Origin of the sequence: Mucilaginibacter gynuensis (assembly GCF_039541195.1) — a bacterium.
Taxonomy (GTDB): Bacteria; Bacteroidota; Bacteroidia; order Sphingobacteriales; family Sphingobacteriaceae; genus Mucilaginibacter; species Mucilaginibacter gynuensis.
Genome location: NZ_BAABFT010000001.1, coordinates 416294 through 441460 on the forward strand (window position 1 = coordinate 416294; position 25167 = coordinate 441460).

Genomic DNA, 25167 nt, shown 5'->3' on the forward strand with positions numbered 1-25167 from the left:
ATTGATTTAAATAAGTATCTGTTGTTCAACCTGTAATTGCCTGTTAAGTAAAGCTTTCCACTCGTGGTAAACAGGTTCTAATTGTTTGGTATTGGGTTCGATCACCTCAATAGGATGCATATTGCTGAAGGCCTCTGCAGGTGATGTGAAAATACCTGCACCTATGCCCGCGCCCAATGCCGCGCCTACACTGCCATCATTTTTATAAAGTTCTACAGGTACGCCGGTAACATTCACAAAAGATTCGGCAAAGAGGTTACTTAAAAACAAATTGCTTTTACCTGCACGTATCACGGTTGGGTTCATCCCGTTCTCGCGCATAATATCAAGCCCGTAACGGAAAGCGCAGGCTATACCCTCCTGTACAGCCCTGAATATATGCCCGCGTGTATGCAGGTTAAGGTCGATATGATGCAGATGCGTGCCGATAAGCTTATTATTAAGCATTCTCTCCGCGCCATTACCAAAAGGGAGTATACGTAAGCCGTCGCTGCCCAAAGGGGCTTGTGAGGCCTCTGTGTTCATTTGCAGGTAACTCACACTGCTGCCAAATAAGGTTTTAACCCAGCGGTATAAACTACCTGTACCATTAATGCAAAGCAAAACGCCTAAACGTTGCAGATCATGCGCATAGTTTACGTGGGCAAAGGTGTTCACGCGCGATTCAGGGTCATAAGCTAACTGATCGCTCACGCCATAGATCACGCCCGATGTTCCGGCTGTCGCGGCCACCTCTCCCGGATTTAACACGTTTAACGAAAGCGCGTTATTTGGCTGATCGCCTGCCTTGTATGCCACAGGTATGCCCTGTTTTAGGCCCAACTTTTCGGCTAATGATGCCAGCAGGTATCCATGTGCCGAAAAAACAGGTTTTACAGGCGGGATAATATTGCTGTCGAAGCCGAAATAATTAAGCACATCTTCAGATATACCATTGGTTTTAAAATCAAAAAAGATGCCTTCTGACAATGCCGATTCGGAGGTGGTGATCTCCCCTGTAAGTTTCATAGCTATATAATCGCCCGGCAGCATGATCTTGTCTACCTGCGCGTATATTTCAGGCTCATTCTCTTTTACCCAGGCCAGCTTTGCCGCTGTAAAATTGCCGGGCGAATTAAGCAAATGCAATAAGCTTTTTTCGTGGCCAATGGCATCAAATGCTTTATTGCCTATTTCAACCGCACGGCTATCGCACCATATAATGCTGTTACGTAATAATTCCTGGTTCTTATCTACCATTACCAGGCCGTGCATTTGGTAAGCTATACCAATGGCAGCAATATCGAACGGATTGTATTTGCCCGATGCCTGGCATATTGAAAGAGCCTGTTGTGCCTGCTCCCACCACATTTCCGGATCCTGCTCGGCCCAGCCCGGCTGAAGCGAAATAATAGGCGATTCTTCTTCAGGATATTGGGCAGATACGATCATTTTTTGTGAATCGGCATCAACTACGCAAACTTTTACAGATGAAGTACCTATATCTATACCCAATAACAGCATGGCCTTTATTTGAATTATTTTTTAATTATTACTTTGCAACGAATTTAGAGTAAAATCTGAACAATGCAATCGATTGCATAAAATTTTTTTTATACATAGATAATTTATGAAACCGAAAAAACGGACAACGATATATGATATTGCTGAAAAACTGAACCTTACAGCATCTTCTGTATCAAGGGCTTTGAATAATAGCAGCAATGTAAACGAAGACACCAAGAAGCTGATATTAAAAACCGCCGCCGAAATGAACTATAAACGCAATGTGCTGGCCTCAAACCTGCGCAAAGGCGAATCAAAGACCATCGGTGTGGTTGTGCCGCGTATAAACCAAAACTTCTTTTCGAATGTGATTGCGGGTATTGAAGAAATGACCTACGCCAAAAACTTCAACCTCATCATCTGCCAATCTAACGAATCGCATGAAAAGGAGATCAAATGTGTTAACGCGCTGATCAACCAGCATGTCGACTGCATTATTATATCGGTAGCTGCCGAAGGCAACGATTATACGCACCTTAAAAACGTGATTGACCACGGCATCCAGCTCATCCAGTTCGACCGTGTGGTAGAAGATATCGATACCCTGAAAATAATTAACGATAACGAACTGGCCACGCTTGAGGCAATTACCCACCTGATTACAGAGGGATACAAACGCATTGCGTTGCTGGAAGGTCCGCAGAACCTCGATATATTTAAACAACGTAAAACAGGTTACCTGAAAGCTTTGGCTCAACATAACTTGCCAATAGTTGAAGAGCTGATTATTGAAAATGCCTGGACGAAGGAGCTTGGCGCTGAAGCAACCCGCAAACTGCTAAGCCTGCCCGAACCACCTGACGCCATCTTCGCCTCTACTTCAGATTTTTCGGCACTGGGTGTATTGGAGGTAGCTACTTCGATGAATTTCAAAGTACCGGGCGAATTAGGGATCTTGGGATATGCCAATGAACCGTTTACCGAACTCACCAGCCCATCAATAACCACTATAGATCAGTTTACGCACCACATGGGCAAAACCATCGCTACGCTGTACTTCCAGGAAACACAAACTAAGGATACCACTATAGTGCCTCGTACTATCAGCATTAAGCCGAAGCTGATCATCAGGGCATCTACCTCAAAAAGCCAGGTTATTTAAGCCCGCGTACTTGCATTTGCAGGGTGTAGATGGCTTTTGAGGCGGTGATAAACAATATATCATGGTTTTTACCACTGAAACATACATTGCCTGTCCATGGTTCAGGGATATCTATGTGCGCCAGTTTTTTGCCTTCGGGATTGTAAATAGTTACGCCTTTGCCCGATACATATATATTGCCCTTAACGTCAAGCGTCATCCCGTCCGACTGATGATTGGCGATGAATTTACGATCTGTAAGGCTGCCATCCTTAGTGATAGTGTAACGATAGATCTTGCTGTCGCCAATGTCACCAACATAAAGGTATTTGCCATCCGGCGAACCGATAATACCATTTGGCTGCTTTATTTTATCGTCGGCCACTATTGGCTTATCCGAGCCTTTGGGTACGTAGTAAACCTTTTGTCCTTCAACATCGGGTTGCTTACGAGTCCAATAATCACGCTGGTAGTATGGATCGGTAAAGTAAATACCGCCTGAAGGTGATTGCCATACATCATTAGGGCCGTTCAACAGTTTGCCATCCAAATCTTTAACCAATACTTTCACCTTGCCATCCGGGCCTACCGACCATAACTGGTTATGTTCATCGGCACAAACCAGTAAGTCGCCTTTTTTATTGAAGAACATACCATTTGCCCTGCCCGAGTTTTCCATAAACAGGCTTAGCTTGCCATCAGTACTGTATTTCCAGATCTTGTTATTCGGCTGATCGGTAAAAAACACATCGCCTTGTTTATTGGATGTGGGGCCTTCGGTAAAGGCGAAATCTTTAGATACCAGTTTTGCTTTCAGCAGGGTATCATACAATGGTTTTTCTTGTGCCGATACCTTGCCGGTAAAGGCCAGCAGACAGGCAATAGCAAAGGTGTATGTTCTTCTCATTTTTCAGGTTTTAGTTGGTAGCTTCTTTATATAATCCAAAATCGCTTAAGGCGATACACACCGGCGATTTGGTAATGCGTAATCTCACTTTAGCAGTGGTAACGGCTTCAGGTAAACGAATCAACCGGTTACCGCCAATGCTTGTCGCTGTGGCTACTTGTTTCCATTCGCCGTTGGTGTAAGCATCAATAGCCACCTCCTCAATACGCTGCCCCAATTTAATGTTTTCGCGTAAACGGATAACGTTAAATGTTTTATTTTGGTGCAAGTCCATTACCAGTTCGGCAGTGTTTACTTTATCATCGGTAGCCCAGTAGCTGTAGCGGCTGTTATCAAACAAAAATTGCGGCCCGAATTTAGCCTTGTTCCCTCCCCTTACATTACTGGCTTTTAGCGTAGCTCCTTTAGCCAAATTAACTGCGAAGGTATTTTTTAATATGTTGCCGAACTGTGTTAATGAGCGCACATCGTTATCGTGCAATAAGCCTCTTTTATCCGGAGATAAACCAAGATCGAGCCCAGCACCGCGGCCAACACTTTTGTAATATAACGATAGCAAGGTATCCGGCGATTTCACTTTATCATCCTGATCCTGGTGGTAGAACCATCCCGGGCGCAACGGAACATCGCATTCGGCAGGCATCCAGTATTTACCATCGCGGTGGCCTGCTGTACCTTCATAATCTTTTACAAAGCCATTGCCGGGCGTTTTACCTTCTTCGGGCGCATGCGGCGTGTAGGTTTCCCAGCTGGTTTCGGCGGCAAAACCGCTTTCGTTACCTACCCAGCGTACATCAGGACCAACATCTCCAAATATTACTGCGCCGGGTTGCAATTTACGGGCTATCCCCCAGGTAACAGGCCAGCCATAATAAGTAGAACGGTCAATTTTGCGGGCTTCGCGTGCGCCGCCATAATAGCCATCGCCGCCATTAGCGCCATCGTGCCAGGTGATAAATAACGAACCGTAGCGGGTATATAATTCTTCTAATTGTTTACGGTATACATTGGTAACATATTCCGGTTTGCCGTAAAGCGCGTTGTTCCTGTCCCATGGTGAGCAGTACACGCCCATTTTAATACCTAATTCATCACAAACTTTTCTGTATTCGGCCACCATATCGCCTTTGCCATTCTTCCATGGGCTTTGGGTGATGTTATGCGAAGTTGTTTTGGTAGGCCAAAGACAAAAACCATCATGATGCTTTGCCACCACGATAATGCCTTTAAAACCACCCGCCTTTGCCGCGCCCACAATTTGTTTAGCATCAAAATTTGTTGGATCAATGATCTTAGGGTCTTCATCGCCAAAAGCCCATTCCTTATTGGTATAGGTAGCAGCGCCAAAATGGATAATACAATACATTTCGGTTTCCTGCCAGTTTAACTGTGCCGGTGTTGGCAATGGTCCGTATGGTTTTGGCGGAGCCTGGCAATTAGCCGTTAGGGTACCTACAGTAAGCAGTGCCGCTAATAAGATATTTTTCATGCTGTGGTTAATAGTTCGCTAATATAATGAAGCATTTAATATTTGCCGCCCATTTAATTATTACTAAATTTGTTAGCATGAAGCGTTCCGGCAATGCCGACCTCCCCTTACATTATGGCTATGTACCCACCTGGCTTGCCGAGCGTATGGCTAAGCTTGGCCTTGCCATAGTTGAAAATATTATTGCCGATTATGGTACCGAAGATGTACTGCGCCGTTTAAGCGACCCTTTTTGGTTTCAGAGTTTGGGCGCGGTAATGGGCATGGACTGGCATTCGTCGGGCATTACCACATCGGTAATGGGCGCGTTAAAACGTGCGGTTAATCCGCATAGTAAAGAGCTGGGCATTTACATTTGCGGCGGCAAGGGCAAGCAATCCACCCAAACCCCTGCCGAGCTGCTTAAGGTGTGCGAAACCACCGGTCTTAATGGTGAACATTTGGTTAGGTGCAGCAAACTTAGCGCAAAGGTTGATAATACCGCCGTGCAGGATGGCTTTCAGCTTTATACCCATAATTTTATTTTAAGTAATACCGGGCAATGGACAGTGATACAGCAAGGTATGAGTGCCAATAGTAAAACCGCAAGGCGCTATCACTGGCATTCGGAAGCGCTTAATTCATTTGTGAACGATCCGCATACTTCTATATACGGGCAAAACAGCGGCTACATCCTTAATATGGCCGATAAACAGGCCGAAGGTTCGCGCAATGGCGTAATGGCGATAGCTGCCGAAAAGCCGGAACAAATGCTCCGCGAGATCAGTCATTTGGTTATGCCTGATCACCATGATGTACGTGCAAGGGATGTGGATATGAAACGACTGGGTGCCGTACTATGGCTGGCGCACGAAAAGCAACCGAAAGATTTTGAAGACTTGCTATTGTTGCAGGGCCTCGGTCCGCGTACGCTGCAATCGCTTGCCCTGGTAAGTGAGGTGATACACGGCACGCCATCCCGGTTTAAGGATCCGGCGAGGTTTTCCTTTGCGCATGGCGGTAAAGATGGCCATCCCTTCCCGGTGCCAACCAAGGTGTATGACGAAACTATCGGCGTACTTCAAAAAGCCGTTTATCGTTCCAAATTGGGCAATAACGACAAGAACGAGGCTATAAAAAAGCTATCGCAAATTGCTGAACGTGCCGAACGCGATTTTACGCCTGTTGAAACCAATTTTGAAAAAGTGATTGAAAAGGAAAGAGCCGATTCGTGTAAATATGGAGGCCGCACGGTATTTGGTAAGGCACAGCCACCTGTACAGCAACAATTAAAGTTATTTTAAGGATGCCACTATCGCTTTAGCCGAATCAAGGTGCATTTTGATTACGGGCAGATTGCTTTTAGCGAATTTGCTTAGAGCTGTATTTTTAAGCTGGCTCCCCTCCTGAAAAGTGTGGATGATTTTTTCGTGCTCATTAGCCATCATTTCAAGATAGGCATGGTCAAATTCAGCGCCGCTTAGTTTACTTAGATCGGCAATGGTTTGCTGGTGATCGGTATTAATACTGTCAACAGCAGGTGCCTGTAGGTCTGATTGTATTTTTTTGAGCTCGTCCCCCGCCTTGGTATGATCGTCGATCATCATTTGGGCAAACTTAATTACCCTTGAATTTTGCGATTGTTCTTTGGCAACATTGGCGGCTTCAACTTCTGTCATCCCGCTTTCGAGGCCATCTTTTATAAAGACCGACTCACGACTCCCCAATGTAGTTTGATCGTTATAATTCTTCCCTCTTCTTTCATCGCATGCCTGTAATAACATCAGTGCCGCTATCGCGACCGCCACACAGTTGATCTTTCTCATTTGTTAATCTAAAGCTAATAGTTGGTTAACAAATATAATATTGTACGGTTTACAAAACCATTACAAATTGTAATATTTATTAACCAACTACCAAATTAGATTAGGCCAGGTTACGGCCGGCATTAACAATACCGTATACCGTTCTGATCACCAATTTGTTATAAATATCCGTCAGCTCCGGATTGTTGTTCGCGTTTAACAATTGCAGCGCGTAATGCTGTATAATTACCAATGGCAATACAATTTTTTCGCGGATTGCAATTGAACGACGGTCTACAGGGTATTCCTGCATCAATACATCGGTACCGGTAAGTTCAAGCAGCATGGCTTTAGTAAGGTCGAACTCGTTTTTAAGTTTTGTCCAAAACTCACCGTATTTTTTATCTTCGGCCAAATAAGCGGTAACCCTGAAATCCGATTTCGACATCGACATCATGCAGTTATCCAGCATGGTGCGGAAAAATCCTGAACCTTTGTAAAGCTCTTTAATTTCGTCCCAATTGCCGCTATCCTTCATTCCTTTCAGCGCCGTACCCACACCATAAAAACCCGGGATACTTTGTTTTAACTGGCTCCAGGCGGTAACAAAGCTGATAGCGCGTAAATCTTCCAGTTTTAACGGCGCACCGGCATTCCGTTTTGTTGGGCGGCTGCTGATATTCACCATTGAAAGTAACTTCAGCGGACTGAAATTTTCCAAATATTCAACAAACAATGGGTCTTCGCGAAGCGCCATAAAAGCGCTGTAGCTTTCGTTTGCCATTGTAGAGATCATGTCCTTATGCTTCTTATCCAACAAATCATGCTGGTTAGGATGCAGGGCCGATATGATTCCCGCGTGGATCAACTGCTCGGTATTGAACCTTGCCGTTTCAACAGAACCGTATTGTGAACTAACAGTTTGCCCCTGTATGGTCAGTTGGATATGATCGTTAGCGATTTCGCTACCCATTGACGAATAGAAACGGTGAGTTTTACCACCACCACGTGCCGGCGGGCCGCCACGGCCATCAAAGAACGCCAAACGGATGCCATATTTACGGGCCATAGTAGTTAATTCTACCTTGGCTTTGTATATAGACCAGTTGGCCATTAAATAACCGCCATCTTTAGTACTATCAGAAAAGCCCAGCATAATAGCCTGGAAATTGCCACGATGTTTCAAATGCTCTTTGTAAAACGGATGGGTATATAATTTTTCCATTACATCGGCAGCATGCTTTAAGTCATTTACCGTTTCAAATAATGGCATAAAATCAACTGTAAGGCTATCCTTCTCCCAACCGCTCCATAAAAACAGATCGATCAGTTGTACAATATCAGATGCCTGCTGGCAGTTGCTGATAATAAAACGCTGGCATGCCTTTTCACCATTGCTATGCTGAATTTTTTTCATCAGCCTGATGGTGTTCAGGGTATCTTTTGTAAGATCATCGGCATTATCGGGGCAAATAAAATCGGCCTCGTTAAATTTGATGCTCTTTAATTTTTTAGCTTCATCCAAATCATGGTAGTCAGCAGCAATAGCCGATTCCTTGATCTGCTCGGATGCAAACTGGAACACGCTGCGTAAAACGCGGCTGTCCTGCCTTATATCCAGCGTAGCAAAGTAGCAACCAAACAAGCGTACCTTACGGATCATCCCTTCTACAATATCAACAAACAAACTATCATGATCAGTGATCAAAGTTTGGTGGATAGATTGCAGTAGGCTCAATAATTCTTCCTGTACATCGTGCGGTTCCCTTTGCGGGTTGAAGGCGTTTTGGTACAGCAGTTTTTCGAGGTTATCAAGTGTTTTACCAAAGCCCCTGAAAGTGATACGGCGTTTCAGCACCCTGAAATCGCGGTAGTAGCACCTGAACAAGATCTGCCTCAAAAAGCTGGCTACCGATTTAGTGGTTTCCGTAGTTACGTTAGGGTTACCATCCCTGTCACCACCCGGCCAAAAACCAAGCTCCAGTATTTGGTGCAGGTTATCAATATCAAACTCTTCTTCAAGCGTGGTTTGTATCCCGGCAAAGGCATGGTAAAATATATTCTCCAAAAACCAAACAAGGCTAACAGCCTCATCTACAGGTGTTGGTGAGGTTTTATTAAAGAAAGGCGTTTTACCTAATTGCTGTAATAATTCATCAATGGTATTGATATCGTTAAGCTTCAGGGCTTCGATCAGGTCCGTCATGATACCTAAAACCGTACCCGGATAAAACTGTGTAGGGTGAGCGGTAAGTACCAGGCGCAACGAAAAATCCTTCAGCTTTTCGCTGATCTCTTTACGGGATTGATCGTTCAGCGTAGCTTGTTGTAACAAGCTTTGCAGCGTACCGGCATCAGCAGCACGACCAATTTTACCGAATGATGAATCTTCAATAGCATCAAACAAAACCACCTGGCGTTCTATATACTGTATAAAACGGAACATGCGGTTAATTTGCTCCTGGTGATCAATACCCGGAACATGCTTTTTGAAAAAAGTTTCGATAATTTCGGTAGGCGAAAGCTGCTGGGTAGCCCCCTGCTCGCAATGCGACGCGAAGAACGGCAACAGGATACCTGTATCTTTTACCTGGTAAAACGGGAGTGTTTGAAACAAACTGTTATACAACTCAAATCGGGCAACAACCTCGTTATTAAAGGTTGCTTCTCTTTGGCTGAGCTTTAACGATGCAGACATATTATAGTGGTTGAGGTAAAAATATCGGGGTGTATAATTTACACAACAATAAACGCCGTGAATTTAATTAAAATAAGCACTTATTTGTATAATTATTAATATTAATTGGTTATTAATGCCATTTTTTATTGCAAAACATATCGGCCAATTAAATTGTCTAAATTTGCACAGATAAAATTTCAACCATTTATAAATTAATGATCAGTAATCCACGGGAAATAAAAAGCTTCTTCTACAGCCAGTATTTTTCTGACGGTTTGCGCATTACGGCCGGTATATTACTACCCTCACTTATCGCCGAGTATTTTGATAAGTTTGAGATAGGTGTTACCCTATCGCTGGGGGCGCTGTGTATGTGCGTAATAGATAATCCGGGGCCGGTAATACATAAGCGTAACGCCATGGCCGTTGGTAACCTTTGCGTATTTATTGTAGCCGCTATCACTGGTTTTGCAAGGCTCAATATATTTACCCTCGGGCTCGAAATTACCGTGTTCTCTTTCCTGTTCTCGCTATTTATCGTTTACGGCAACAGGGCGGCATCGGTAGGTACGGCTTCTTTACTTTCTATGATATTTATGATGAGTAAGGAGATAGCCCCCAACGAGGTAATGCTTTTTAGCGGAACCATACTGGCCGGTGGTATATGGTATATGCTGTTTAGCCTCACCTTTTTCGGCATACGCCCTTACCGTGCGGCGCAACAGATATTGGGTGAAAGCATCACCGAAATAGCCCGCTTTTTACGTATTAAGGCCGATTTTTATAATGTTGATATAGATATTGATAATAATTATCGTAAGCTGGTATCGCAGCAGGTACAGGTAAGTCACCAGCAGGATAATGTAAGGGAGATATTATTTAAAAGCCGCCTGATGGTACGCGAATCAACCAACGCGAGCCGCATACTGGTGCTCACTTTCGTTGATCTGGTGGATATGTTTGAGCAGATCATGGCTACTCATTACGATTATGGCCATATCCGCGAAAAATTTAAAGATACCGGCGTACTGAACGATATTGACAAACTGTTGCATAAAATGGCCGATGAGGTGGATAATATCGCCTTCATGGTATTATCAAACATTCGCTACAAACGGTTAACGGATTTTAACCCCGACCTGGAAAATCTCAAATTAAAGATAGACGAGATCAGCACGCATAACCTCGTGCTTAAAAAGATCCTGATCAATCTGCGCGATCTTAACCAAAAGATAGTGAACATCCATAACTATTACATGTCTACCTCATCAAAGCTATTGTTTGAGAAACAGGGCAACGTAGAGTATTCAAAGTTTGTAACTCACCAGGACTTCGCGGCACACATCTTCTTCGATAACTTTACCTGGAACTCGGCGGCGTTCCGGCATGCTTTGCGGGTGGCTTTGGTATGTTTGGTGGGTTTTATTACAGCTAAATTTATTTCCCTCGGGCACCATAGCTACTGGGTGTTGCTTACTATTATAGTAATATTAAAACCCGGTTTCAGCCTTTCCAAGCAACGCAATTTTCAGCGTTTAATTGGTACTATAGTGGGTGGAGTGATCGGGGTGATTTTATTGATCTTCATCCACAATTCTGTAGCGCTGTTCATCATCATGACGGCCCTGATGATAGGTACCTACAGCTTTGTACGGCTCAACTATGTTACCAGTGTAATCTTCATGACGCCGTTCGTGCTTATTCTGTTTAAGTTTTTAGGGGTAGGCGGATACAACATAGTGCAGGAACGAGTGATAGATACGATCATCGGTTCATCCATCGCATTGATAGCCAGCTATTTTATATTTCCATCGTGGGAGTTTGAGCAGATAAAGGAGAACTTACGCAATGTTATTTCTGCCAATACCAATTACCTGATCAAGATCGGCGGAAGTATCGCCGGTAAAATGGTGGATACTACCGAATACAAACTGGCGCGTAAAGAAGTGTTTGTAGAATCGGCCAACTTATCGGCAGCCTTTGAGCGCATGACATCTGAACCGAAAAGCAAACAGCGTAATATAAAAGACGTGCATAAGTTTGTGGTGCTTAATCATATCCTGTCGTCATACATCGCTACCATGGCAGCAGCCATTATTGGTAAACGGCTGGATAAACCGCATCCGGATGCTATAAAATCGCTTAAAAAGAGTGTGGCCCTGCTTAACGACAGCAGCAAACGCCTGAACGGCGAAACCGCTGAACTAAAGCTGGAAAAAAACGCCGAAGAACCGGCAGCCTTACCTGCAATAGAAAAAGTGGAACTGAATGCCGATGACAAACTGCTGAAAGAGCAGCTCGATTTCATCAACAAAATAAGCAACGATATTGTAAAGGTTACCGAGAATATTTTAAAGTAACTCCGTAGCCAGATTTGCCAGTTCGCTTCGCTCCCCTTTTTGCAGCGTGATGTGCGCGTATAACGGATGGTTCTTGGCCTTATCTATCAGGTACGAAAGCCCGTTACTTTCAGCATCAAGGTATGGGGTATCAATCTGGTAAATATCACCGGTAAACACAAATTTGCTGTTTTCACCTGCCCGCGATATAATGGTTTTCACCTCGTGTGGGGTAAGATTTTGCGCTTCGTCAACAATAAAAAAGATCTTGCTTAAAGTACGCCCGCGTATAAAAGCCAGCGGTGTAATGGTTATTTTATCGTTACTTACCAGTTCGTCTATCTTGGCCTGCATTTTATCGTCGCCCACAAACTGATCTTTGATGAATTTAAGGTTATCCCATATCGGCGCCATGTATGGGTCTATCTTTGACTTTACATCGCCGGGCAAAAAGCCGATGTCCTTGTTGCTCAAAGGCACAATGGGGCGGGTAACAAATATCTGGCGGTAGTATTTACGCTGCTCCAGCGCGCTGGCCAATGCGAGCAGGGTTTTACCGGTACCTGCATTCCCTTGTATGGTAACCAGTTTAATATCCGGGTGCAGCAGGGCATGTATGGCAAAGGCCTGCTCGGGGTTTCGTGGTTGAATATTTAGTACCGGCTGATCAATTACCTTTTCTAATTGCGAGCTATGGCCATTATAAAAAGCCGATACCGACGACTTTTTGCCGTTCAATATATAAAAGTGGTTATTGTTATAATTATGCCGGTCGTCTTCAATAACGGTAACGGCATCCTGCTTGTTAAGCTGCCCAATGAACTTTTCGGTGATCTTGTTCAGTTCGGTTTTACCGGTGTACAGCTCGTCAACGTTTTTAACCTTGCCTGTTTCGTAATCTTCGGCATTGATGCTTAACGATTTGGCCTTAAGGCGAAGGCAAATATCTTTCGATACCAGGATCACCCTCCTGTCGGGATATTCCTCCTGTAAGCTTATAGCAGCGTTGAGGATACGGTGGTCGGTTTTATCAGAATCAAAGATCAGCTCGGCATCGGTGCTGATCTTGTTGTACATGATTACCTTAAAGCTGCCTTTGCTTTTGCCGTTAAGGGGTGTCCACTTATTGATCAGGTTATTTTTAGACAGATCATCGATAAGACGCAGAAAGCTTCGGGCCTCAAAATTACGGGTATCGTTCCCCGATTTTTTGTTATCCAGTTCTTCCAATACCTGCACCGGTATAGCCACATCGTGCTCCTGGAAATTTTGAAAAGCGTTATGATCATACAAGATCACGGAAGTATCTAAAACGAATATCTTCTTCTTCCCGTTTCCCTTATTCTTGCCATCCTTACTCATATCCGACTAAATTAATTAATTAACTATCAGAAAAGCAAGTTTTAAATAGTTGATTTTTAGTAAAGCAGTGAGGAAAAAGGCTGATTGAGTATAAAACGAAGGATAGATATCACAAAACAGATAACGCTTTTGACTCCCATCCATATTGTTAAATTAATACAACATTTTGGTAAAATAACAATACTGCTACGGCGTAATTTACGGCTATCTAAAAGCCCGATCATGAAAGCCATTTTTACCTGTACTTTATGCCTTGTTTGTTTGCTGTGCACTTCGTTTGTTACCGATACCGGCTGGACTCACCTGCTTGATAAGAACCTAAGCAAATGGGGTATGTACCTTTCGTACCGACACAAATTAGGTTACAAAGGTGAAGTACCTAAAGATGCAAAGGGATCGCCATTAAAACCGATTGGCTACAACAAAAACGAAGCAAAGGTGTTTACCGTAACCGAAGTAAATGGCGAACCTGTTTTGCGGATCAGCGGGGAAATATATGGCTGTGTTTATACTAAACAGGAGTTTTCAAACTATCATCTCAAACTAATGGTTAAGTGGGGCGATAAAAAATGGGTGCCACGCCTTAATGAACCTAAAGATTCGGGCGTGATATACCACTCGCAGGGTCCGGCCGGTGTTGACTACTGGCATGCCTGGATGCTTGGACAGGAGCTACAGGTAATGGAAGCTGGTTGCGGCGATTACTGGTGCATAGCTTCTTCGGCAGCTAAAATAAGAACCTTGAATACGGCGGCAAAAAAAGATACGCTGGTTTACTCGCCAAAGGGTAAAATAACCATTATGGGTTCGGGCAATAACTTTGTGCAGCAAAGCCACAATTACGAAAAACCATCAGGCCAGTGGAATTTGATAGAGCTGATTTGTTTTGGCGATAAAAGCATTCATATTGTTAACGGCCATGTGGTAATGGCTATCAGCGGATCTACCTACAAAGACGGCGATCAATTAAAGCCACTGGTTAAGGGCAAGCTACAATTACAAAGCGAAGCCGCAGAAGTATTTTACAAACAGGTAATGATAAAACCTATTGATAAAGTACCGGCACAATACACCGCTTACTTTTAATAAGGATACCAGTCGCCCGCGGGTTCCGGGGCGACTGATGGAAAGCATGGTTAACCCTAACTTATCTTTCTGTATCCGTATTATTTTTCAGGATTATTTACCAGGCAAAGCAGCATGGTTTCCAGCAGTTGGATATAAATTTCTATCCCCTCACGAATCTCATCAATATATATAAACTCGTCCGGCATGTGTGAACGGCACGAATCGCCGGGGCCTATCTTTACCGATGGTACATCCAGCCAGCCCTGATCTGAACTGGTGGGCGACACATAGGTTTTACGTCCCAACAGGACGCCGGCACGCACGATAGGATGCGTTCTGTCGATATTGCTGGGTTTTAAAATACCTGGTCGTGGTGTAATACCGCAATGGGTGTGCTGGCGTATAGTACTCAGCACTTCTTCCACCGTATAGCAATCGCTCAGGCGCACATCCACTGTAAACCTGCACTCGTGCGGAATAATGTTGTGCTGGATGCCTGCATGTAGTTCGGTAACCGTCATCCGTACCGGCCCCAAAAAAGCCGCCTGTTTCGGGAACTTGTAGGTAGAAAACCATTGCACATCGGCCAGTGCTTTGTACAAAGCGTTATCACCTTCGTTACGGGCGGCATGCCCGGCTATACCGTGTGTGGCGCAGTCAAGCACCATGCAACCCATTTCGGCGGTGGCGAGGTGCATTTGGGTAGGCTCGCCTACTATGGCAAAATCAATATGGCCAATGTGAGGCAAAACAGCCTTTAAACCATTCGGCCCGGAGCTTTCTTCTTCGGCAGTAGCGGCAAAGCACAGGTTATAAGACAGGTGCTCGTGATGATAAAAATGCAGAAACACCGCCATTAACGATACCAGGCAGCCACCTGCATCATTACTGCCCAAGCCGTACAGGCGGCCATCAATAATTTCGGACTTAAAGGCATCACGGGTATACCCTTCATTGGGCATCACGGTATCATGGTGCGAATTGAGCAGAATGGTAGGTTTGGCCTCGTCGTAATATTCATTATACGCCCATATATTATTGTGCAGGCGGGTAGTTGCTACACCTTTGCTATTCAAAAAATACCGTATCAGCGCGGCGGTATCATGCTCTTGTCCGCTTAATGATGGTGTGGCTATCAGTTGTTGAAGCAGCTCAAGCGCGTTGTGATATAAAAGCTCGGTATCAGCTACACCGGCAATTTGTTCATTTGTTTGAGTATACATTTTGGTAAGGTTTAGTTATGTGATGGGTTAAATAACATGGCGGTGCACAGGCAATTGCATTTATGCTTACCGGTGAGCACATCGTAGTTTACACAGCTTTTACAGCCTTCCCAAAAATGTTCGTCGTGGGTTATCTGGTCGTAGGTTACAGGTTCAAAGCCGAGGCGGGTATTCATTTTCATAATGGCCAGTCCGGAAGTGATAGAGAAGATATCCGCTGCCGGATATTGCTCACGCGAAAGTTTGAATACCAAATCTTTAATAGCCGAAGCCACGCCGTTATTACGGTATTCCGGTGATACGATCAAGCCGCTGTTGGATACGAATTTACCATCATCCCAAACCTCGTAATAAGAAAACCCGGCCCAGCAGCCGCTCGCCGATACAGCTATTACAGCCTTACCGGCATCCATTTTTTCGATAATAGAGGCTATTGATCTTTTTGAGATACCCGAACCACGCGCTATTGCCGAGCGCTCGGTTTCTTCGGATATGATACCGGCATAAATATGATCTGAAGGGTTGGCCGGCCTTACAATTATCTGTTCATCTTCCATTGCTTTAATAAATTAACCGCTGTTAAATTTTAGCGGCATGGTTTATAGCGCAACAGCTAAAAGAATGCCCGTGTATCAGGCTTCAATGCAACAAGCTATATTACAGCACATAAGCAAATAGCGATGGTTTTAGCAGCACAATAGCTACCTAAAAACCATATCAAAATGGAAGACTATTTTATCGAAATGAGAGGGGGTGATACGGATGCGGCCTATTGCATTACTTCGTCGGCCTTGTCAAATTGTAGCTTTTGCTCATAGGTAAGCTCCATGGCATCCAGCACATTGGCCTTGCTTGGTCGTATGTATAAAAAATAGAGTATGATTACGCCCGATACAATAATATACAAAAAGTTACCGGTTAATAAATAAGCTACTATACTCAATAACGAAGGCCCTTCGAGCAGCGCTAAACGTATAATTAAAGCTGTTTGATAGTTAAGCGCTTTCTTTTTTAAATCTCCATCGGCACCGGCAGCTAATTGTTTATTGTATAAATAACTACTGATAAAGAATAAACTTGTAGTCATAACCGGCACAATTATTAAAAAGATCTCGCTGGTATCGGTAATATTAATAGCGGTGCTTTGAGTAAGGAACAAGCATACAGCTATAAAAAGTACCTGGCCTAATGCAAGTGCCAAATGTATTATGGTCACACTTTGTATAAAGTTTTTCGGTGTTTGCGGTAAAGGTTGGGTTTGACGCATTTCATTTGATTATAATAGCCTAATCTACATAAATTAATTCAGCTGGCTCTATTAGGTTTTACGCTATAATTCCACTCATCTGGGCTTGGCTTCGCTCGGCCAACTTCTCTGCTTCGTAAAAAAGTTTCTTGAGGATTTCGGCTTTTGCTTTAACCTTTCAGCTTTAACCTTCTCAGTCATTCCGGGCTTTTCACTGCAAATCCTTAACGAATTACGCCCTGCACACGCTCAACCATCATTATAAATTACCACTACCCTATTGTACATCTCAATAAAATTCATTTACTTTGAAATACAAAGTACTTTCAATTAAACAATGTTAAAATTCAATATCAATTATTTCATCCTCGCATTGCTGCTTTTCGCGGCAGAAGTGCTTATCGCCATTTACGCGCATGATACGATCATTCGTCCTTATGGTGGCGACCTATTAGTAGTGATACTCATTTATTGTATTGTTAAGGCTTTTGTAAATGCGCCGGTATGGCCCACCACCCTTGGTACACTGGCATTTGCCTATGCAGTTGAGGTTTCGCAATATTTTAAACTAGCCGTACACCTGGGGCTTGGGCACTCAAAAACAGCCATGCTGCTCATAGGCAGCGCGTTTGCCTGGGGCGATATGCTGGCTTACACGCTGGGCATCATCATAGTTTTACTGGCAGAATATGCTGTAGCTAAATATTCATTATACTTTAAATCAGCTAAAATATGGACTTTGTAAATAAGGATTCTATCGTACGTAAAATTTGGGGCAACAGCGATACTGTGCTGTTCATATTTGCCGGTGCTTCAGCCGAATTCGCGCTGAATAAGGCGGTAGATTGGCTATATTTTACCGGTCGCCTTCCTGCCGATCCTTTGGACAGGCTGTTCTCTACCGTAGTGTACTCACAACAGATCATCTTTTCGGGTGAAGGCGAAGCATTGCGGGCCATCGACAAAATAACGGCTATACACAAAGGCGTAGAACAAGCCCGCGGCGCTTCTATACCCGACTGGGCATACCGCGACGTATTATTTATGCTGATAGATTACTCTATCAGAGCTTATGAACTACTATACAATAAACTCAGCACTAACGAAAAGGCAGAGATATTCGACGTTTTTTACCGTGTTGGTCACCGAATGGGTATTAACGGCTTACCGCAGGATTATGCGCAATGGCTTACCATGCGCCACTACCATTTGCTCAAAAATTTCCAGCAAAGCCATTTCACTACAGATCTTTTCGCGCAGTATAAGAAACACCTCGGTACACCTCGCTACCTCATATTAAAGCAGGTACAGCAACTGGTAATTCCATCAAAAATAAAAACCCTATTAGGGCAAAAACCGGTATTGTGGCTTAAGCCCTTCATTTTCGGGTACAAGCTAACACGCCTATTCAGGATCGAACGTGTTTTTAAGAACGCCTTGCTTCCATCGGCCTATAAGGTACAGGTACAACAATTAGATATGGCATTATGATCAGTCTGCATTTATCAAACAGAATGGCCGTGAAGGAGTTTGCACGCAAACTATTTCACTTCGGCTTACAACAGGCGTTGTCGTGCCTGTTCCCGGTATTGGTTTTCGTTATGCTCGCGCTATCGCATTTGTTCGCGGGTATTATTCCACGATATGATTTTATGCTGATTGCCTGCGTATCCATCCAGGTAGTACTTTATCTCACCAAAATTGAAACACGTGATGAAGTGGTGGTGATCTGTATTTTTCACCTGCTGGGCTTACTGATGGAACTGTTTAAGGTACACTACGGCTCGTGGCAATACCCAGAACATGCCTATACTAAAATTGCGGGTGTGCCCTTGTACAGTGGCTTTATGTACGCCAGCGTTGCCAGTTATATGTGCCAGGCATGGCGAAGATTAAAGCTCAATATTCATCACTGGCCAAATCATTATACCGCTATGGTGTTAGGCGCTCTTATTTATATCAACTTTTTCACCAATCACTTTATACCCGATGTACGGTATGTGATAGGTGTATTTATAATTTATTTTTTCAGGAAAGCGATAGTGAAATTCACGGTAGACGGGCGGCAGTTCAGTATGCCGGTAATTGTTTCCTTTTTACTCATCGGCTTTTTTATTTGGCTGGCCGAAAACATGGCTACCCTGCTGGGCGCCTGGCAATACGCCTACCAGCACAAAGGCTGGAAAATGGTGAACTACCAAAAGATCAGCTCGTGGGAGTTTTTAGTTATAGTAAGTTTTATTATTGTAGCCGAACTGAAACTGTTTAAGAACACTGCAAAGCAGTCGGACAGATAAATACTACTGATATTTGCCGGGTATAATTGTAACCAGTTCAACAAAAATGTAAACACCGCAGGCAACCAGCATTAATGCAATACCCAGCGGAATAAGTAAATAAAAGTTAAAATCATTAAATGAGTGATGGTGTGAGGCGGCTTTCATGGCGTAAGCGTTTTTGGTTGTACTAATATACGAAATACTGTAAATCAAAACATCCACGCAGTTTGTTCTGTTTATACAGTGATGACGATGGCCGGTTATTTTTAAAGCCGAATAAATTTCACATCTTCACCACCCAAATAAAAAAGAAACATGATAGACGTAAACCAATATTTTGATGGCGCAGTAAAATCACTGGGCTACACATCTGCCGAAGGCAAAACCACTGTAGGCGTAATGGAACCGGGCGAATACGAATTCGGCACATCGCAACACGAAACCATGACTGTATTAGAAGGCGAATTACACATTTTGCTACCCCATGGCGAGGCATTCCAATCGTACACTAACGGACAAACTTTTGAGGTAGAAGCTAATGTTACTTTTAAAGTAAAGGCTTCTTTACAAACCTCTTACCTGTGTAAATACAGATAACGATATAGCACATCGCCGGATATTTTCAACAATAAGCCGGCGATGTGTTTTTATATTATATGATCAGTTTAACAACACCACCATCGGCACGAAGAGAAGAACCATTGGTAGCTGCCGACACAGGGCTGGCTACGTAAACCACCAGGTTAGCTATCTCTTCCACATCGGCAAAGCGCTGTATCAATGATGTTGGCCGCATGGTTTTAAAAAACTCTTCTTCGGCCTGTGCAAAGGTAATACCCTTATCATTTGCCAGCTGACTCACAAATTCATCAACCCCTTCAGATTTTGTTGGCCCTGGCAATACCGAGTTTACAGTTACATTAGTGCCTTTAGTTAGTTCGGCCAAACCACGGCTTATAGCCAATTGTGTGGTTTTAGTAGATCCGTAATGGATCATCTCTTCAGGTATATTGATAGCCGATTCGCTGGAGATAAAAATGATACGGCCCCAGTTTTTTGCCAGCATTTTAGGTAAAAAATGGCGCGATAAGCGTATGCCGCTCAACACATTCACCTCGTAAAAACGCAGCCAGTCCTCATCGGTTATATCCACAAATGCTTTAGGCTCGAAAATACCGGCATTATTTACCAGTATATCTACCTCGCCCAACTGTTCGGTTAAATGCTTCACTTCTTCGGCCTTTGAAAAATCGGCCGGAAAGCCGCTTACCCGGGCGCCGGGCACTTCTTCCTGTAGCCTGATAACGGCGTTGTCAACGCGTTCCTGGCTGCGACCATTAATAATAACGCTTGCACCTTCCTGTAATAATTTTTTTGCTATGGCAAAGCCGATGCCTTGTGTAGAGCCGCTTACAAAAGCGGTTTTTCCGGTGAGTTGTAAATCCATTTTTTTATAAGTGTTAGGATGTTGTTTTTCGTGAACAAATAACGTGATTGTTATAGTAGTGTTTGTTCGCCAAAGGTCATAAACGTGTTATACTAAAGTCATTAACCGCTGTTTACAAAAAGAGGCCTTATCTTAATATCAAATAAAGCCCCTTTTGTAATACTATGCAATGGTTATTGCTTGCAATTCACCTTTTCAAAGTTGATGCTGTAAGCTGCTTTAGCATCGGTTTGCAGCCTGCCTGTTTTTTTATTAGCTGTAAAAGGTTTTTGTACTAACCTGTCGCCCGGAAAATCAAATTCAACGGCCATGGTATCTTTAGTTCCTTCCTGGCTGTAAGTCCATATAGCTTTAATGGTATTACCATCCTGTGTGCCTTCTATGGTACCTTTACGGCTGTCCTTTTCACTGGGGATCCAGTTCATTTGCCCGGTTATTTTGTCGCCGTCAATTATTAAGTGCACAAAGGTGGTATCCTGCTGCCTTGTTCCCTCGGTATGTAAAAAGCAAATATGCCCCGGAGACGACTTAGTTGCTACATCGGTTTGACCGCTATCAGCACCTGCGGTATCATTATTATAATTTTTTTGTTTGGATGTACATGCGGCAAAGGCCAGCGCCAGCAATATAAATGATACTTTGGTTTTCATGTTATAAGTTATAATCGTTTGATTGATATACAAAGAAGCGTTAAAAAAGTTTAACGTTAACAATGTTTTTTGAGTACGTTGAATTTGTTACTATGACACATTTTTTAAGGTATTGTTACCGGCATTGGCACGGTTATAGCTTTAGGTTAATTATAATAACAATAAAGAAACAAACACCATGAAAAAAGTAAGTTTAATGATATTAGCAGTGGGTACAGCCTTCGCGTTTGAATATGCAACTGCTAACGGAGCAACAGAAAATAAAGTAATTTTTAACAGGGATAATGTAAGTGCACAGGATACGGTGCCTGCAAAATCAAAAACGAAACAGGTTAAACCTGCTAGCAAGGAGACTACTCCTACTACACAACCTGTAACGCCGCCGGTAACACCAACCCCGGCTACCGACCCGATAAACAATCCGGCTACGCCAACAACGAGCCCTACAAGTCCGGCTACGTCGCCTGCAACATCGCCGACTACTAACCCGGCAACACCGGCGCCTACAACCAGCCCTACGAGCCCAACCACGCCGCCGTCAACAACACCGACTACGCCTACTACTTCACCTACAACACCAACCTCTCCAACTACACCGAGGGGATAATTATATAGCTTATACTAAGACCTGTGTGCTAAGCACAGGTCTTTTAACTGTGCAAAAGTGGGTGATTTAACGGTAGGTTAAAGCGTGTTTATCTCATAAATGGAGAAAAAATGTGAAAAATGGTCATTTTGTGCATAAATAATACTGAAATAATAGTGGCTACTATTCGTTAGTTAGCTACAATCGTTTATGTTTGCTAAAACAAACATTGCCCGAAAGGGGTTTACTTAACAAAAACAATACAAAAATCTAATTATGGCAACAGCTAACAAAGAAGAAACAGCGGGAATCACCGCCTATTCTGTAAAAACAAAAACTAAAAATGTACCAATTGTTGATCCGGTAATCGACGTAAAATCGGGCAGGTACATTGCAACAGGTAAAGATAAAGATGGTAACAACCTGGCTGCAATTTTAGGTAAAGCAAAAGCTGAAGAGCATATCAAAAATGGTAACGCTAAAAAAGGTTCAGGCTGGTAAACAAAAGGCCTGATAAAAAAACGCCGGTAAGCAATTACCGGCGTTTTTTTATTTACTATATTTTTTGAAGTCACTATCCGCCTAACCTATTTCACTCAAAAACCTCCTCTTATTGCCTATCACTGTAATAAAACATAAATAATCATTAATTAATAAGTAAGCATTATCACGGGCAATAAAGATAATTGCGAAGAGTGAGTACAAAAAAATATTTGTCTGTAATATTTATAAAACGTTTTAGCTATGGCTTAAAAATAAAGACATACTCATCAGAATATGTCTTATTAGGTTTGCAATTGGTATTGTGTTGTAAATATAACCATTTAAGTTTCACAAATACAATAGCTTACAAAAAATAATTTACACTAAGCCAAACATGCGGTTAAACAACTGGTATATACAAATCTCAACTACTCCTTATTTTATTCCGGCTCGCCTCCACTCCTTTTCGTCGCGGCAACTCAATTAGGTAAAAGTTAAATCAGTTTCTTAAAGGCTGTTTGTTAATATAGTATCAGCCTGATCATTTTAAATATTAAAAATAAAGGCATATACCGGGGGTGGTACATGCCTTATATAGGTTTATTATTGGTTAGATAATATGTAAATATATAAAACTGTTATCATTTTACACAATAACATGACAGTAAATAGTTTTTAACATTATTTAACGTTAATTTAACACATAAAAAACACCTGTAAATAAGTATCAATAAAGTATTATAATAAATACAGTTTTAACACTTAATTAAGCAAAGGTTAAGGCAGATAAATTATCAGCCATACAAAGCAGGGTATACAAAGCCGGGAAAATATTAAAACTTTTCCTCTATCCCTAATCCGAACAAAGCGAAATCATACTTTACGGGATCGGCAGGGTCAAGCTCGCGGAGGCGGGCGGTTAATTCAACAGCGGTTTGCCAGTCGGTTTGTTTGCGGGTGATGAGCATCAGCTTGCGCGCCACACGGTCAACATGCACGTCGCATGGGCATATCAGTTCCGAAGGTTTAATGCGGTTCCAGATCCCGAAATCAACACCGTTATCATCCTTACGCACCATCCAACGCAAAAACATATTAAGGCGTTTGCAGGTGGATTTCTGCGAGGGCGACGATACATGCTTTTTAGTGCGATGAGGAAAATCGGGCAGCGAAAAAAAGTACGAGCGAAAATAATTGAGGTAAGCCTCTACTCCCCCATTTGCAGAATTAACGGCCATACTATTCGGACTGCTCAACAACTCCCCCTTCAGGGGGCCGGGGGGTATAAACGCGTCTTCCAGCGATTTATAATTACTGTAATGATACCTGAAAAATGATATAAAATACAGCGTATCTATGTCGTTAAAAGTACGATGCTTGAAACTAAGCAGCTTTTTAAGATCGAGATCCTCATGATTCATGATAAAATCATAAGGTGCGCCGTTCATCAGCGCGATCAGTTCCCTGCACTTCTTTATGATAGTAACCCTTTGGCCCCAGGCCAGTGTAGCAGCCCAAAAGCCCATGATCTCGATATCCTGCTTTTTAGTAAACAAATGCGGTATACAAACCGGATCATTAGTAATAAAATCGGGGCGGTTGTATTGCGCTACTTTTGAATCGAAGAATACTTTGAGATTATCTATCATGCAACACTATTTAAACATTATTGCGAGGTACAAAGCCGCGTCGTAGTAACACATACGACGAGATTGCTTCGTACCTCGCAATGACACAAATATTATAAGCTTAGGCCAAAGCTTGTTTTAAATCATCCAGCAGATCGTCAATATCCTCCACTCCTACGCTTAAGCGCAGCAAGCTATCCACCACGCCAACTTTTTCGCGGACCTCTTTAGGGATAGAGCCATGTGTCATGGTGGCCGGGTGATTGATCAGCGATTCTACACCGCCTAATGATTCGGCCAATGAGAATACTTTAAATGAACCGGCTATCCTGAAGGTGTCTTCTAATGTAGCATCTTTAAGGGTGATGGAGATCATGCCGCCAAAATCGCGCATTTGCTTTTTAGCCACTTCGTGCCCCGGAGCATCTTCAAAACCGGGCCAATATATTTTTGCCACACGCGGATGATCTTTCAAAAATTCGGCAACCTTACGGCCGTTCTCACAATGCGCTTTCATGCGCAGGTGCAGGGTTTTTATACCTCGCAATACCAAAAAGCTGTCCATAGGGCCGGGTGTAGCGCCACAGGCATTATAAATGAACCATAGTTTTTTATACAGTTCTTCATCGTTCAGCATTAACGCGCCCATTACCACATCACTGTGACCACCGATATATTTGGTCACCGAATGCATTACAATATCAGCGCCAAGGTCGATAGGGTTTTGCAGGTATGGCGATGCGAATGTATTATCAACCACCAGTTTCACATTCTTCTCTTTGGCTATGTTAGCTACCGCTTCAATGTCAACGATTTGCATGGTTGGGTTGGTTGGCGTTTCCACCCATATCATTTTGGTATTTTCGTTCACATAGTTCCTTACATTTTCAGGATCAGCAAAGCTGATGAAATGGAACTTGATACCATAGTTAGCAAATATTTTGGTAAAAATGCGGTATGAACCACCATACAGATCATCGCCGGTAATTACCTCATCGCCGGGTTGCAGTAACTTCATTACCGCATCAGTAGCACCCATACCGCTCGAAAATGCCAAACCGAACTTCGCGTTCTCCAATGCTGCAAGACAATCTTCAAGCGCTTTGCGGGTAGGGTTAGTACCACGCGAGTATTCATAACCCTTATTATCGCCCGGCGTTTTTTGCCAGTAGGTAGATGTTTGGTATATAGGCGTCATGATAGCGCCTGTAGTTGGATCGGGCTCCTGCCCTGCGTGTATTGCTTTAGTTGCGAATTTCATTCTTTAGTATGTTGTAAGTTGTGTGTTGTAAGTTGTATGTTAACCACAAAGCTGTAAGCACATAATGTAATTGCCGGCAATGTATTACCTCTCCAATTCCATTACTTAC

Annotated in this window: 24 protein-coding genes; 10 read left to right on the forward strand and 14 right to left on the reverse strand. The window is 43.1% G+C overall.

Annotated features, from left to right (window positions below):
- Window positions 1-6 precede the first annotated feature (6 nt).
- Window positions 7-1503 carry a xylulokinase gene (locus ABD894_RS01770; protein WP_345209257.1) on the reverse strand — a complete coding sequence of 499 codons (1497 nt, stop codon included), beginning with the start codon at window positions 1501-1503 and terminating at the stop codon, window positions 7-9.
- Between the two features lie 106 nt (window positions 1504-1609).
- On the opposite strand from ABD894_RS01770, the gene ABD894_RS01775 reads away from it, so the two are divergent.
- Window positions 1610-2647 (forward strand): LacI family DNA-binding transcriptional regulator, encoded by a 1038-nt coding sequence (locus tag ABD894_RS01775; RefSeq protein WP_345209258.1) that lies wholly within the window; start codon window positions 1610-1612, stop codon window positions 2645-2647.
- On the opposite strand, the gene ABD894_RS01780 is transcribed toward ABD894_RS01775, so the two are convergent.
- Together ABD894_RS01780 and ABD894_RS01785 are read right to left on the reverse strand one after the other, a co-directional pair.
- The gene (locus ABD894_RS01780) at window positions 2640-3533 is read right to left on the reverse strand and encodes an SMP-30/gluconolactonase/LRE family protein (RefSeq protein WP_345209259.1); all 894 of its coding nucleotides are present in this window, start codon (window positions 3531-3533) and stop codon (window positions 2640-2642) included. The two genes, ABD894_RS01775 and ABD894_RS01780, sit on opposite strands and share 8 nt — an antisense overlap.
- A 10-nt stretch (window positions 3534-3543) precedes the next feature.
- Window positions 3544-5022, reverse strand: coding sequence for an alpha-L-fucosidase (locus tag ABD894_RS01785; RefSeq protein ID WP_345209260.1), 1479 nt, complete (start codon window positions 5020-5022; stop codon window positions 3544-3546).
- 77 nt (window positions 5023-5099) lie between these two features.
- Here ABD894_RS01785 and ABD894_RS01790 point away from each other — a divergent pair, with 77 nt between their 5' ends.
- The gene (locus tag ABD894_RS01790) at window positions 5100-6305 is read left to right on the forward strand and encodes a DUF763 domain-containing protein (protein WP_345209261.1); all 1206 of its coding nucleotides are present in this window, start codon (window positions 5100-5102) and stop codon (window positions 6303-6305) included.
- Here the strand turns inward: ABD894_RS01790 and ABD894_RS01795 are convergent.
- Both ABD894_RS01795 and ABD894_RS01800 read right to left on the reverse strand, forming a co-directional pair.
- A complete protein-coding gene (locus tag ABD894_RS01795) occupies window positions 6297-6827 on the reverse strand; it encodes a DUF4142 domain-containing protein (protein WP_345209262.1) in 531 nt (176 codons plus the stop codon). The genes ABD894_RS01790 and ABD894_RS01795 overlap by 9 nt on opposite strands.
- A gap of 100 nt (window positions 6828-6927) precedes the next feature.
- Window positions 6928-9504 carry a phosphoenolpyruvate carboxylase gene (locus tag ABD894_RS01800; RefSeq protein WP_345209263.1) on the reverse strand — a complete coding sequence of 859 codons (2577 nt, stop codon included), beginning with the start codon at window positions 9502-9504 and terminating at the stop codon, window positions 6928-6930.
- A gap of 197 nt (window positions 9505-9701) precedes the next feature.
- On the opposite strand from ABD894_RS01800, the gene ABD894_RS01805 reads away from it, so the two are divergent.
- A complete protein-coding gene (locus tag ABD894_RS01805; protein ID WP_345209264.1) occupies window positions 9702-11846 on the forward strand; it encodes an FUSC family protein in 2145 nt (714 codons plus the stop codon).
- On the opposite strand, the gene ABD894_RS01810 is transcribed toward ABD894_RS01805, so the two are convergent.
- Window positions 11838-13187 (reverse strand): PhoH family protein, encoded by a 1350-nt coding sequence (locus ABD894_RS01810; protein WP_345209265.1) that lies wholly within the window; start codon window positions 13185-13187, stop codon window positions 11838-11840. The two genes, ABD894_RS01805 and ABD894_RS01810, sit on opposite strands and share 9 nt — an antisense overlap.
- A 222-nt stretch (window positions 13188-13409) precedes the next feature.
- Here ABD894_RS01810 and ABD894_RS01815 point away from each other — a divergent pair, with 222 nt between their 5' ends.
- Entirely contained in the window at window positions 13410-14273 is an 864-nt protein-coding gene (locus tag ABD894_RS01815) for a 3-keto-disaccharide hydrolase (RefSeq protein ID WP_345209266.1), read from the forward strand.
- A gap of 80 nt (window positions 14274-14353) precedes the next feature.
- Here ABD894_RS01815 and ABD894_RS01820 read toward each other — a convergent pair whose 3' ends face one another.
- From ABD894_RS01820 to ABD894_RS01830, 3 genes are all read right to left on the reverse strand, one after another.
- Complete coding sequence (locus tag ABD894_RS01820; RefSeq protein WP_345209267.1) at window positions 14354-15478, reverse strand: M20 family metallo-hydrolase; 1125 nt, start codon at window positions 15476-15478, stop codon at window positions 14354-14356.
- An 11-nt stretch (window positions 15479-15489) separates the two neighbouring features.
- Window positions 15490-16035, reverse strand: a complete 546-nt coding sequence (locus ABD894_RS01825) for a GNAT family N-acetyltransferase (RefSeq protein WP_345209268.1) — start codon at window positions 16033-16035, stop codon at window positions 15490-15492.
- 212 nt (window positions 16036-16247) lie between these two features.
- Window positions 16248-16745, reverse strand: a complete 498-nt coding sequence (locus tag ABD894_RS01830; protein WP_345209269.1) for a hypothetical protein — start codon at window positions 16743-16745, stop codon at window positions 16248-16250.
- A 316-nt stretch (window positions 16746-17061) separates the two neighbouring features.
- On the opposite strand from ABD894_RS01830, the gene ABD894_RS01835 reads away from it, so the two are divergent.
- Genes ABD894_RS01835 through ABD894_RS01845 form a run of 3 tightly spaced genes read left to right on the forward strand, consistent with a single transcriptional unit; the run spans window position 17062 to window position 19021 of the window.
- On the forward strand, window positions 17062-17469 hold the full coding sequence (locus ABD894_RS01835) for a ribosomal maturation YjgA family protein (RefSeq protein WP_345209270.1): 408 nt from the start codon (window positions 17062-17064) through the stop codon (window positions 17467-17469).
- Window positions 17457-18215, forward strand: a complete 759-nt coding sequence (locus tag ABD894_RS01840) for an oxygenase MpaB family protein (RefSeq protein WP_345209271.1) — start codon at window positions 17457-17459, stop codon at window positions 18213-18215. The genes ABD894_RS01835 and ABD894_RS01840 overlap by 13 nt, the downstream gene beginning before the upstream one ends.
- Complete coding sequence (locus tag ABD894_RS01845) at window positions 18212-19021, forward strand: DUF817 domain-containing protein (protein WP_345209272.1); 810 nt, start codon at window positions 18212-18214, stop codon at window positions 19019-19021. Before ABD894_RS01840 ends, ABD894_RS01845 begins: the two co-directional genes overlap by 4 nt.
- Window positions 19022-19024: 3 nt before the next feature.
- Here ABD894_RS01845 and ABD894_RS01850 read toward each other — a convergent pair whose 3' ends face one another.
- Complete coding sequence (locus tag ABD894_RS01850) at window positions 19025-19168, reverse strand: hypothetical protein (protein ID WP_345209273.1); 144 nt, start codon at window positions 19166-19168, stop codon at window positions 19025-19027.
- A gap of 150 nt (window positions 19169-19318) precedes the next feature.
- On the opposite strand from ABD894_RS01850, the gene ppnP reads away from it, so the two are divergent.
- On the forward strand, window positions 19319-19600 hold the full coding sequence (gene ppnP, locus ABD894_RS01855; protein WP_345209274.1) for a pyrimidine/purine nucleoside phosphorylase: 282 nt from the start codon (window positions 19319-19321) through the stop codon (window positions 19598-19600).
- A gap of 55 nt (window positions 19601-19655) precedes the next feature.
- Here the strand turns inward: ppnP and ABD894_RS01860 are convergent, their stop codons facing one another.
- Window positions 19656-20450: an SDR family NAD(P)-dependent oxidoreductase gene (locus ABD894_RS01860; RefSeq protein WP_345209275.1), complete on the reverse strand. Its 795-nt coding sequence runs from the start codon at window positions 20448-20450 to the stop codon at window positions 19656-19658.
- Between the two features lie 173 nt (window positions 20451-20623).
- The gene (locus ABD894_RS01865) at window positions 20624-21100 is read right to left on the reverse strand and encodes a hypothetical protein (protein ID WP_345209276.1); all 477 of its coding nucleotides are present in this window, start codon (window positions 21098-21100) and stop codon (window positions 20624-20626) included.
- A gap of 178 nt (window positions 21101-21278) precedes the next feature.
- On the opposite strand from ABD894_RS01865, the gene ABD894_RS01870 reads away from it, so the two are divergent.
- Window positions 21279-21707 carry a hypothetical protein gene (locus ABD894_RS01870; RefSeq protein WP_345209277.1) on the forward strand — a complete coding sequence of 143 codons (429 nt, stop codon included), beginning with the start codon at window positions 21279-21281 and terminating at the stop codon, window positions 21705-21707.
- 255 nt (window positions 21708-21962) lie between these two features.
- Window positions 21963-22187, forward strand: coding sequence for a hypothetical protein (locus ABD894_RS01875; protein WP_345209278.1), 225 nt, complete (start codon window positions 21963-21965; stop codon window positions 22185-22187).
- A gap of 815 nt (window positions 22188-23002) precedes the next feature.
- Here ABD894_RS01875 and ABD894_RS01880 read toward each other — a convergent pair.
- Window positions 23003-23818 carry a TIGR02757 family protein gene (locus ABD894_RS01880; protein ID WP_345209279.1) on the reverse strand — a complete coding sequence of 272 codons (816 nt, stop codon included), beginning with the start codon at window positions 23816-23818 and terminating at the stop codon, window positions 23003-23005.
- 100 nt (window positions 23819-23918) lie between these two features.
- Window positions 23919-25058 carry a cystathionine gamma-synthase gene (locus ABD894_RS01885; protein WP_345209280.1) on the reverse strand — a complete coding sequence of 380 codons (1140 nt, stop codon included), beginning with the start codon at window positions 25056-25058 and terminating at the stop codon, window positions 23919-23921.
- Window positions 25059-25167 lie beyond the last annotated feature (109 nt).